We start from the raw sequence: 9573 nt of genomic DNA on the forward strand, positions 1-9573 counted from the left end.
CCCGTGGCGTCTGCTTGCCTGGTTACCTACTCGCCTACTCGCCAAAGGTCAGGGTGATTGCGCCTTTGGCTGCCATCTGGGCCGATGTGCCGATCAGTGTGATGCCGCCGCTCGCCGTCACCTCGAAGGAAACCTGCGCCTGACGCAGCGCCATGCCGCCCTCGGGCACGACGATGGTGCCGATCACCTGCTGCAGCCCGTTGACCGCACGCTGAAGGTTGTCCCGGAGCACCGCGACGGGGATGTCCCGTACGGAGCCGTTGTCAGCCTCCCCGGCCCGGCGACCGAAGATCCCTTTGTCGCCCGTCGAGTCCTTGGCCCCGGCCCCGGTCGACTCCGCGTCGTCGATCGAGACAAGGAACGACAACGTCTCCAAGAGGGTCTCGGTCGCTGCACCAGTGCTCGCCTGACCGTTGTCGAACATGGTCCCCCTGCGGGTGTCTGTGTTCCGGAACGGTCATCCTAGGAGCAACCTCCCGGGCGCACATGTAACTTGGCGTATCTGATGGCCACTGCGCGACGAAGATCGATGTCGACTTCGGAGAGCGATGAGTACGGGGACCGGAGGATTCTCGGCGGGAGCCGAATCCATTGACGGACGTTCGCCCCTTCCTCAAGTGGCCAAGGTCGTCCAAGACTTCGCGCGGTTCGCGCAGGACCAGTACGCGGACATGGTGGCACTGTTGTCCGCGCTGTCCACCAGCCTGCAGTCCACCGGTAACGCCTATGTGGCAGCCGACACCGCGAGCGAAGCCGCGCAGGGCTACGGCCTCACGATCACCCTGCTCACGCTGCCCGTGGCCCTCCTCGCAGTCACGCGAGGAGGGCTACGGCCGTGGTGGTACGTCCCGCTCGTGATCACCGGCTTGGCCGCGTGGGGGCGGCTGACCGGGTTCCTGCCGACGGGATGACTACTGGCGATGGGACGGGGGGCTTTTCCTACTGCACGTCGACGTAGTCACCGGCGGCGGAGACGGCCGGGGTGGTCGTGGTCCCGGCGAAGCTCCAGCGCCAGTAGCCGTCCGCTGACGCGGTGACGGTGGTTGTCAGGTCACCGGTGCTGGAGGTGTTCACCGTCTTGACGGTCGTGTACGTGCTGGTGCCCGCCTTGCGGAACTGAAGCTTGACCGGCTGGGCGGTGTAGCCCGCGTACGCACCGGTGTCCCAGTTGGCCCGCGTGAGCTTGCCGGTCACGGTAAGAGTCTTCCCGGCGCCCACCGGCTCCGGACCCGCGTTGGCGGTCAGCTTGGAGAGCCGCTGGAGGCGGGTGGTCGTATAGGCGTCCCGGTGGGTCCGGCTGTCGTCCTCGGCCCACACATCGACGCCGACCTTCCACGTCCCGGCGTCGGCGTTGGTGAGCCACCAGTCCGGTTCGAAGGTGAACGTCTTGGAGCAGGTGGAGGTGGTCGAGCCGGCGGCGACGCAGTCCGCGGAGGTGGTGTCCTGGTCAGGCGTGATGTAGCTGTCGGGGTTGTTGGGATCGGTGCCGCGCCACAGGTGGAAATCGGCGTCCCAGATGCCCGACGGGTCGGTAGCGGTCACCGAAGCGGTGACCGTCGTGTCGGCGGTGCCGACGACTATGTTCTTACCGCCGTTGACGGCGACGCCGGTGATCTGGATGTCGCCGACGGTCTCGTCCGCGTACGCCGCAGGGACGGTGAACGCGCCCAGTGCGGCGGCAGCGGTGAGTGCAGCGAAGATTGCGCGCTTGCGCATGAATCTCCCCGGAGTATGAAGACGCACCCGCCGGATGCACGACACGGCGGGCGAATGAGCGCCCAACTGTAAACAGCCGAACGCCTCTCCACAACGCCGGGCGGACGCAGCGACTACTCGGTCGGCGTGAGATCAGGACGGCGTCGAGATGCGGCCGGGCCGGGCGGCGGCCCTGCTCGTCCTCGGTGAGCCGCGCAACCTGTACCGCTCCTTCACTCGCTTCGGCCAGTCCGCCGACCCTCGCGTTCGGCTGCACGACGCCCGGCACGGCACTGCCACCCTCCCCCTGACCCCAGGTGTCCGGCTACTGCCGCCCGTCATCGGGCGGCAGTAGCCGACGTACCTCGCCAGAGCCCTACCAGATCGCCTCGACCCACTCCGGGTGGTCGATGAACGGGTTCCGGTTGTACTGGTAGGTGCTGTATATGACCTCGTTGCGGTTGCGCTCGAAGGCGTCCGGCGGGTCGGCGTCGTTCCACTGCTTCAGGACGGAGAGCCGGCCGTGGTACGGGACGCTCCCGTTGATGGCGTCGTTGGCCTCCAGGTCGGGCCAGCCGTCGGTGCCCTCGTAGCGCACCGCCATGTAGAGGATCATGCGCGCCACGTCGCCCTTGTGGGCGTCGCGGGGCTCGAAGGAGTTGGAGTCGGTGTAGCTGCCCGGCGCCCCGCTGACCGCGCTGCCGCCCAGGTCGAAGTCCTTGTTGCCGCGGGTGCTGTTGACCTGTACGTCGGCGGGGCGCAGGTGGTGGAGGTCAGTGCCGGGGCCGGTGGACGTGCCGAAACTGCCGTGGGACTGCGCCCACACGTGCTCCCGGTTCCAGTCACCGACGTCGCCGCCGTTGAGGGACTTGCTGCGGGACGTGCCGCTGTAGAGCAGGATCACGTTGCTGCTGTTGGCGGGGTCCTGGTCGGTCTTCATGAGCGCGGTCCAGACCGCCGAGTACGAGATCTTGGTCTGGTTGCTGATGATCGTGTTCAGCGCGCCCTTGAGGGCCGAACCGGACTTGCCGATCGCGTCCGCGTAGTACGTGTCGTCGTACGCGGTGACGGTGGTGGCGCCGGCGGTGGTGGTCGTATCCGTGGCGGTGCTCGTGGCGGTGTCCGCCGCGGCGGCCGGCACGGTGACGGCGGCGAGGAGCGCGGCGGTCGCCAGAGCGGGTAGCTTCCAGCGGCGCGGGGAGCGGCTGCGGGGGGACGAAGGCATGGGGGAGTCCTTTCCCGGGGTGGGGACACGGGGGAACGGGCTTGCGATCTACGCGGGTTGACACTTGCGGCAAGGGGGGAATGGCAGGGCCTGGGGTGCTGGAGTGTGAACAGGGTGGGTCGATCTTGTGTCTTTGTCATGGACGTGTCGATCCGGGTGGTCCCGGCCAGAGACCGGACCTCCCCCGGTATTCGTTGCGGCGGGATGAAATCCCACGCCACGCGCGTTGGTGCCCTTCCGGTAGAGCAGGACGAACGGGAGGCGCCTCGCGTCAGAGGTGGGGCAGACAGAGCGAAAGCAGACAGACTCGGAAGAGACCGAGTCGGAGCAGACCGAGCCGCAGGGCTGGGCCCGCAGGCTGGCCGACTACGCGTGGCGGTACAGGGCGAACGTGGTGCTCGGCGCGGGCCCGGTGGAGCCGAACTGGAATGCGGTGGCGTGGGTTGAAAAGAGCGAGTCCTTCGCTGCTGGTGTCACGGCCGAGCTGCACTTTCACGACCTGCGGCACGCGGGCAACACCTTGGCCTCCACGGCTGGCGCCGGCACGCGAGAGCTCGCCGGTACGCGAGAGCTGATGACGCGGATGGGACACAGCAGCTTCCACGCAGCGCTGATATACCAGCACATGACCAGCGGCCGTGACCGAGCCATCGCCGACCGGCTCGGTGCCATGATCCGGGAGGGCGGGGGAGAGGGGCCCGCCTGGAGGATGTGGCATCCGCGTGGCATTAGTGGCACGCGTGTGGCACGGCCTCGAACACGACGAAGGGCCAGCCTGGGAGGAAACCCCTCCTGGACTGGCCCTTTGTTCTGTGCCCCCGGCAGGATTCGAACCTGCGACACCCGCTTTAGGAGAGCGGTGCTCTATCCCCTGAGCTACGGAGGCGGGGCTTGCGGGCGAACCTGCTGAAAACCCCGGTGTGGGATTGTCGGCCGGTGCGGCAAACCTCCTGGTCAGCCGACGTGCAGACGCCGCTGGGGTGGAGTCCTCACGGACGCTTTCCCGAGCGGGCGACCTGGTAGCCCACTGACCGCTGACAGCCTAGCGGATCTCGCTGGGCGGGTGCGCCTCCATATGGGATCAGGCCTCACCGACGTACTTGCGGCCGAAGCTCTTCGCCACGGCGAGGCCGCGATCGACGTAGAACCGCTTGCTCACGGCCACGTCCGTGGCTCCCAGCAGGAGCACGATCTCGTCGATCTGCCGGGTGGCCGGGCCGGTGTCCTTCCTCGCCGACGTGGCGACCTTCCAGATCGTTCCGTCCGGGGCCTGTACGACGCCGCCGTAGCCCCAGAACGACTTCGCGGCAGGCTTCAGCGGCGTGGCACCGGCGTCGAGGGCGGCGCCGCTGAAGCCGTTGACGGTGGCCGGCTGGGAGACAGTGAGCGACAGCGTGAACCCACGGAAGCCGGTCGTCGGCGCCTCCGACGCCTGCAGACGCACCTGAGGGCCCAGACCGAAAGCGGTGTAGAAGCGGTTGGCAGCCGTGGGATCGGCTACCTCGAGGGTGACGGATGCGAAGGAGGTCATGTCCGTCACGCTAGTTGCCGCTCGGCCGTCGGTGCTTCTCGATTCCTGACCGGTCTGGCGACTCGCCCCGCCGCAGCGCCCGCCGTGTGGCGCCGGTAGGTGGTGGGCGGCATGCCGGCCAGCTCGGTGAAGCGGGTGCTGAAGGTGCCCGGCGATGAGCAGCCGACCGCCAAGCAGACCTCGGTGACGCTGAGCTCGCCGCGACACAGCAGCGCCGTCGCGCGCTCGATGCGACGCCTCATCAGGTAGGCGTACGGCGACTTGCCGTGGGCGAGCCGGAACTGCCGGCTGAGGTGCCCGGCCGACATGTCCCAGGGCTTGGGGCGGCATCGGTTCTGCCGATGTGGGGGTTCGGGAGGTTTCATCAGGGCGGTGTTGTGGCGGGGGGCCGTGCGGCTCAGGGTGGGCGGTGTAACCCCGAGCAAAGTCGTGGAGGTGGGTCGTGGTCCAGGACGACCAAGAGGGCCGTTTCGCCGTTGTGATCAACGATGAGGAGCAGTACTCGATTTGGCCGGAGGGGCGCGGCCTGCCGGACGGGTGGCGCGGTGCGGGCTTCAGTGGGTCCCGGGAGGAGTGCCTGGCGCATGTGGAGGTCGTCTGGACCGACCAGCGGCCGCTGAGCGTGCGCCGGGTCGCTGGTCAGTCGGTGTAAGTGGGGCTGTTACAGGTCGTGGGGGAGCCAGCCTCGCTGGACCGCTCTTACGCCCGCTTCGAATCTGCTGCGGGCGCCCAGGCGGTCCATGAGGGCCGTCGCGATGCGGCGGGCCGTGCGGTGCGAGACGCCGAGGCGCTTGGCTATGCCCTCGTCCGTGTGGCCCTCGGCGAGCAGCCGCAGGGCCGCCGCCTCCTGCCGGTCGAGTTCGCCGGCGTCGCGGCGGGGCTTGTCGCCCAGTGGGCGAGAAGCCTCCCAGACGGTCTCGAAGAGGGTGCAGAGTGCGGTGAGCGTTCCCTTTCCTGTGATGACCACCGCGCCTTCGCTGCTGTCCTCGCTGTTGAGGGGGATGACTGCCGTCTCCCGGTCCAGGAGGGTCATCCTGAGCGGGAGCTCGCCCGCCGTGCGGACCTGGCCGCCCATCGTGGTGAGCCAGTTCGCGTGGGCCACGCTCGCCGCGCAGTTGCGGACGCTCTCCAGGTAGATCGTCCGCATCTTCACCCCGCGCCCGAGCAGTTTTTTGTTCAGTGGGCGTGCGGACGCCATGTTCTCCTCGGTCTGCGCGCCGCCCGGGGCGAAGGCCATCACCTCCCGCTGCACGCTGTCCGTGAGTACTGCCAGCCTGGCCCGGATCTGCGCCACGTCGGCCAGGTGCTCCATGCTGACCTGGCCCCTGGCCGGCCTGCGGTCGGCGTACTGGTCGGCGTACTCGGAGATCAGTTGGGAGGCTGCCGTCCGTGCTGCCGCCATGCGCTGCCGGTGCAGGGCGAACTCCGCCTGTCTTCGGGCCAGCAGGTAATCGAGGCCGAGCTCCGGGTTGACGGCCCGGGGTGGCTGGGTGGGGGCGGCGGAAGGCTGGATCAAGGACAGTTTGGACAGTTTGTCCCAGGCGGCTCGTACGGCGTCCTCGGCGAGGTTCAAGTGTCGCGCGAGTGCGGTGACGTCGTCCTGAGGCCGTTCCAGCATGGCCCGGTACACGGCTTCGGTCGGCGTATCCAGTCCCAGTAATTCAAGCATCGCTCAGTTCCCCGTTCCGGCGGTGTTGCTCCATCGTCTTGCGTACGGCGCAGGGGCGGCCCGCCAGGGCCGGTCAGTGACACGGTGGCCACTTTGGGTCATGACCCAAAGCGGCCCGCCGTTTTCCTTCCCCCAAGGTTCACCTGCGGTGATGCTACTTCCGAGGCGGACGAATCCGCCAGGAATCGGTCCACGGCCGGTTCGCCAGACGAAGTTTTCCTCTTGGATTTACGTCCCGAAAGGACGCCGGTCATGTTCCGTGCCCGTATCGCCAAGGCTGCCGCTGTCACCGCGCTCGCCGCCGCGGCGCTCCTCGCACCCGCCGTCGTTGCCCTCACCCCCGGCGACACGGCCACCGCCACCACCGTGTCGGCAGCCACGGAGGGGGCGGGGACGATGTCCGCCGAGGGGCCGCAGCCGGACATGGGCTGGCAGTGAACGGTCGGGAGCCGGCGTGGACCTGAGACAGCTGACCACCTTCCACCGAGTCGCGACGCTGCTGAGTTTCACCCGGGCCGCGTCCGAGCTGAAGTACGCGCAGTCCAGCGTTACCGCCCAGGTCAAGGGACTGGAAGTCGCATTGGGCGTGGAGCTCTTCGAAAGGCTGAGGGGGCGTATCCGCCTGACCGCCGCCGGGGAGCGGCTCGTACCGTACGCGGAGCAGATCCTGTCGCTGGTCGACGAGGCCCGGGACAAGACGACCGGCTGGGCGGAGCCTTCGGGTGTGCTCACGATCGGTACGACGGAGAGCCTCACGTCCTACCGCATGCCGCCGGTGCTTGAGTTCTTCCACCACCGTTACCCCCTGCTCCAGCTCGCGCTGCGGCCCAGCCAGTGCGCCCAGACGTGCGAGGCGCTGCGGCAGGGCGAGTTCGACATGGGGTTCCTCATGGAGGCGGAGACGGAGCACGCCGGGGTACGGACCGAGGTGCTGGGGCGGGAGCCGCTGGTCGCGGTCGCCGCGCCCGGTCATCCCCTCGCGTCGGTGCGCCATGTGACGACCGACGAGCTGCGCGGGGCACGCGTTCTGGCGCCCGAGGCGGGGTGCGCGTATCGGGGGCTGCTGGAGGCCGAGCTCAATGCCGGCGCCGGCCGGCCCGTACAACTGCTGGAGTTCGGCAACATCGAGTCGGTCAAGCGCGGGCTCGCGGCCGGTCTCGGGGTCAGCGTGCTGCCCACGATGGCGGTGTCCGACGCGGTCGCCGCCGGGACGCTGACGGTCTTGGACTGGGAGCCGCCGTTCGAGGTGTTCACGCAGATCGCGTGGCGCCGGGGCCGGCAGCTCACCCGGGAGATGCGGGTGTTCATCGACCGTACGGTTCAGTTCATGGCGCAGGATCAGTTGCAACTGGTGGGCTGAGGCCCTCCGCCCCCAGGTCACCGGTACGTCGTCGTGAAGTCGACGTACCGGTGGCTTTGTGGTGTTCGGGGGCGGCCGGTCCCTCACACGTGCCCCTTGGCCACCAATTCCTCCATGATCTGGAGGGCGTTGAGCGCGGCGCCCACCCGGAGGTTGTCGGTGACCAGCCACAGCAGGAAGCTGTTCGGGTTGGAGGGGGAGATTCGTATCCGTCCCACGTGGATGTGGTTCGGGTTGCCCAGGGTGGCGGGAGTCAGGACATCCCCGTGCATGCCGTCGTCATGGACGGTTACGTCGGCCGGCGCGCCCAGCAGTGCCTTCAGTTCTGTACGGTCCACCGGTGACAGGCACTCGACCCACACCGCCGCTGAATGGCCGTTGACCACCGGGACCCGGACACAGGTCGCCGTCACGTCGAGGTCGGGCAGTCCGAGGATCTTGCGTGACTCCTGGAGCAGCTTCTGCTCCTGGAGCGTGAAGCCGCTGGCCAGCACCTGGCCGATCTGCGGTACGACGTTGAACGCCAGCGCGGGCGTGAACTCCTTGGCCGGCATCTCCGCCTGCGGGTCCTGCAGCGCGAGCCTGGACGCCTCCTGGAGCTCCTCGATGCCGGAGTGGCCGCTGCCGGACGCGGCCTGGTACGTACTCACGACGATCTGGCGCACTCCCCAGCGGCGCTCCACGTCGCGGACGACGCGGACCAGCGGGATCGTGACGGAGTTGGGGTTGGCGATCACGCCGGCCGCCGGGCGGCGGTCCAGCTCCGAGGCGTTGACCTGCGGGACCACCAGCGGGATGTCGGCGTTCATCCGGAAGGCGAAGGTGTTGTCGATCACCAGGGTGCCGTGGGCCACCGCGATCGGCACCCAGGCGCGGCTGACGGCGTGACCTGCGGAGAAGAAGACGACATCGGCGTCGCCGAAGTGGAAGCCGGTCAGGTCTGTCACGCGGTAGTCGCGGTCTCCGACCCGGATTTCGAGGCCGGCCGAGCGGGCGGAGGCCACGAGGTGCAGTTCCCGGTAGCGCAGTCCCCGGTCCTCGATCAGTTCGAGGAGGGTGCCACCGACCGCGCCGGTCGCGCCGACGATGGCGATGCGCGGGGCGAGCGGGTCGTCGACCAGGGGCATGGATATCGCCGATCGAGTAGAGCCGGGGCGTGGTCGTCGGTCGTCGGTCGTCGACCGGAAGTAACCGGAAGTAGTAGTTGAAAGCAGGGAAAGATTATCGCCGTACCCCTTCTGACCAGCAATCAGAACGTACGCGGATCACCGATGGCTCCCATCGGCGGCGCCGATCGGCCGGCTGGCCCCTGGCCCCTTCTCGACCCCCTTCGCCCCCGTCGGCCCGCCCCCGATCGGAATCCCCGAAGCGGACGATCGGATCTGCCCGTCGGGATGACGTTGACCCCGAAGTTTCGCTTGGCCAAGGGTTGGGGCCGAACGGTCCTGGGCGACCGGGAGTTCGGCAATCGAATGGGTGGGTTCATGCAGCAGGCCGTCAAGGTCGTCGGAATCGGGGGGTCCTCGCGGCCGGGCTCCACCGTGGAGCAGGGGCTGCGGGTGGTGCTGGCCGAAGCGGCCCGGCTGGGTGCGGACGTCACTCTGATCGGCGGCGCCGAACTGGTCATGCCCCTCTACGATCCGCGTGCCGTGGCACTGCCGCCCGAGGCCCACCGCCTGCTGGCCGCGCTCGTCGCCGCCGACGGGGTGGTCCTCGCCAGCCCGGCGTACCACGGGACGGTGTCGGGCCTGCTGAAGAACGGCCTCGACTACACCGAGGAGTTGCGGGAGGACGGCAGGCCGTACCTGACCGGACGCGCCGTCGGCTGTCTGTCCGTGGGGCAGGGCTGGCAGGGCGCGGTGAGCACGCTGGGCGCCCTGCGGGACGTCGTGCACGCGCTCCGGGGCTGGAGCACTCCGCTGGGAGTCGCGATGAACAGCGCGGCGGCGGGCTTCACCGCGAGCGGGGAGTACGACGACCCGCACATCCAGCAGCAGTTGACCGCGATGGCCGGCCAGGTCGTCGAGTTCGCCGAGGCGCACCGGGCCCTGCGGGCCACGGCGCTCCAGGCACGGTGAGGAAGGCCGGGAACC

At 68.9% G+C, this 9573-nt stretch carries 11 protein-coding genes, 1 tRNA gene and 2 pseudogenes; 6 read left to right on the top strand and 8 right to left on the bottom strand.

Going from position 1 to position 9573, the window contains the following annotated elements:
* Positions 1 to 34 precede the first annotated feature (34 nt).
* The gene (locus J7E89_RS22285; RefSeq protein WP_214976138.1) at positions 35 to 424 is read right to left on the bottom strand and encodes a hypothetical protein; all 390 of its coding nucleotides are present in this window, start codon (positions 422 to 424) and stop codon (positions 35 to 37) included.
* A 193-nt stretch (positions 425 to 617) separates the two neighbouring features.
* Here J7E89_RS22285 and J7E89_RS22290 point away from each other — a divergent pair, with 193 nt between their 5' ends.
* Positions 618 to 911, top strand: coding sequence for a hypothetical protein (locus J7E89_RS22290; RefSeq protein WP_214976139.1), 294 nt, complete (start codon positions 618 to 620; stop codon positions 909 to 911).
* Positions 912 to 939: 28 nt separating this feature from the next.
* Here J7E89_RS22290 and J7E89_RS22295 read toward each other — a convergent pair whose 3' ends face one another.
* Positions 940 to 1716, bottom strand: a complete 777-nt coding sequence (locus tag J7E89_RS22295; RefSeq protein ID WP_214976140.1) for a DUF5707 domain-containing protein — start codon at positions 1714 to 1716, stop codon at positions 940 to 942.
* A 148-nt stretch (positions 1717 to 1864) separates the two neighbouring features.
* On the opposite strand from J7E89_RS22295, the gene J7E89_RS22300 reads away from it, so the two are divergent.
* A complete protein-coding gene (locus tag J7E89_RS22300; protein ID WP_214976141.1) occupies positions 1865 to 2050 on the top strand; it encodes a hypothetical protein in 186 nt (61 codons plus the stop codon).
* A 21-nt stretch (positions 2051 to 2071) separates the two neighbouring features.
* On the opposite strand, the gene J7E89_RS22305 is transcribed toward J7E89_RS22300, so the two are convergent.
* From J7E89_RS22305 to J7E89_RS22320, 4 genes and pseudogenes are all read right to left on the bottom strand, one after another.
* On the bottom strand, positions 2072 to 2920 hold the full coding sequence (locus tag J7E89_RS22305; RefSeq protein ID WP_214976142.1) for an endonuclease I family protein: 849 nt from the start codon (positions 2918 to 2920) through the stop codon (positions 2072 to 2074).
* Positions 2921 to 3733: 813 nt separating this feature from the next.
* Positions 3734 to 3806 (bottom strand) — tRNA-Arg (locus tag J7E89_RS22310).
* Between the two features lie 207 nt (positions 3807 to 4013).
* Positions 4014 to 4451: pseudogene (locus tag J7E89_RS22315) on the bottom strand (VOC family protein); the annotation flags it as partial.
* A gap of 5 nt (positions 4452 to 4456) precedes the next feature.
* A pseudogene (locus tag J7E89_RS22320) lies at positions 4457 to 4762 on the bottom strand (helix-turn-helix transcriptional regulator); the annotation flags it as partial.
* A gap of 131 nt (positions 4763 to 4893) precedes the next feature.
* Between J7E89_RS22320 and J7E89_RS22325 the strand changes: the two are divergent.
* A complete protein-coding gene (locus J7E89_RS22325) occupies positions 4894 to 5103 on the top strand; it encodes an MbtH family NRPS accessory protein (RefSeq protein WP_214976144.1) in 210 nt (69 codons plus the stop codon).
* Positions 5104 to 5112: 9 nt separating this feature from the next.
* Here J7E89_RS22325 and J7E89_RS22330 read toward each other — a convergent pair whose 3' ends face one another.
* Positions 5113 to 6120 carry a helix-turn-helix transcriptional regulator gene (locus J7E89_RS22330; protein WP_214976145.1) on the bottom strand — a complete coding sequence of 336 codons (1008 nt, stop codon included), beginning with the start codon at positions 6118 to 6120 and terminating at the stop codon, positions 5113 to 5115.
* 252 nt (positions 6121 to 6372) lie between these two features.
* Here J7E89_RS22330 and J7E89_RS22335 point away from each other — a divergent pair, with 252 nt between their 5' ends.
* Both J7E89_RS22335 and J7E89_RS22340 read left to right on the top strand, forming a co-directional pair.
* Entirely contained in the window at positions 6373 to 6558 is a 186-nt protein-coding gene (locus J7E89_RS22335; protein ID WP_214976146.1) for a hypothetical protein, read from the top strand.
* A 16-nt stretch (positions 6559 to 6574) separates the two neighbouring features.
* Complete coding sequence (locus J7E89_RS22340) at positions 6575 to 7480, top strand: LysR family transcriptional regulator (RefSeq protein ID WP_214976147.1); 906 nt, start codon at positions 6575 to 6577, stop codon at positions 7478 to 7480.
* A gap of 83 nt (positions 7481 to 7563) precedes the next feature.
* On the opposite strand, the gene J7E89_RS22345 is transcribed toward J7E89_RS22340, so the two are convergent.
* Positions 7564 to 8607, bottom strand: coding sequence for an aspartate-semialdehyde dehydrogenase (locus tag J7E89_RS22345; RefSeq protein ID WP_214976148.1), 1044 nt, complete (start codon positions 8605 to 8607; stop codon positions 7564 to 7566).
* 357 nt (positions 8608 to 8964) lie between these two features.
* On the opposite strand from J7E89_RS22345, the gene J7E89_RS22350 reads away from it, so the two are divergent.
* On the top strand, positions 8965 to 9558 hold the full coding sequence (locus J7E89_RS22350; RefSeq protein WP_214976149.1) for an NADPH-dependent FMN reductase: 594 nt from the start codon (positions 8965 to 8967) through the stop codon (positions 9556 to 9558).
* Positions 9559 to 9573: the final 15 nt, after the last annotated feature.

The sequence above is a fragment of the Streptomyces sp. ISL-100 genome, assembly GCF_018614615.1.
Taxonomy (GTDB): Bacteria; Actinomycetota; Actinomycetes; order Streptomycetales; family Streptomycetaceae; genus Streptomyces.

Bases quoted from the DNA above. Each gene is read 5' to 3' on its own strand.
- J7E89_RS22285 (WP_214976138.1), bottom strand. From the start codon at position 424: ATGTTCGACAACGGTCAGGCGAGCACTGGTGCAGCGACCGAGACCCTC.
- J7E89_RS22295 (WP_214976140.1), bottom strand. From the start codon at position 1,716: ATGCGCAAGCGCGCAATCTTCGCTGCACTCACCGCTGCCGCCGCACTG.
- J7E89_RS22300 (WP_214976141.1), top strand. From the start codon at position 1,865: ATGCGGCCGGGCCGGGCGGCGGCCCTGCTCGTCCTCGGTGAGCCGCGC.
- J7E89_RS22305 (WP_214976142.1), bottom strand. From the start codon at position 2,920: ATGCCTTCGTCCCCCCGCAGCCGCTCCCCGCGCCGCTGGAAGCTACCC.
- J7E89_RS22330 (WP_214976145.1), bottom strand. From the start codon at position 6,120: ATGCTTGAATTACTGGGACTGGATACGCCGACCGAAGCCGTGTACCGG.
- J7E89_RS22335 (WP_214976146.1), top strand. From the start codon at position 6,373: ATGTTCCGTGCCCGTATCGCCAAGGCTGCCGCTGTCACCGCGCTCGCC.
- J7E89_RS22345 (WP_214976148.1), bottom strand. From the start codon at position 8,607: ATGCCCCTGGTCGACGACCCGCTCGCCCCGCGCATCGCCATCGTCGGC.
- J7E89_RS22350 (WP_214976149.1), top strand. From the start codon at position 8,965: ATGCAGCAGGCCGTCAAGGTCGTCGGAATCGGGGGGTCCTCGCGGCCG.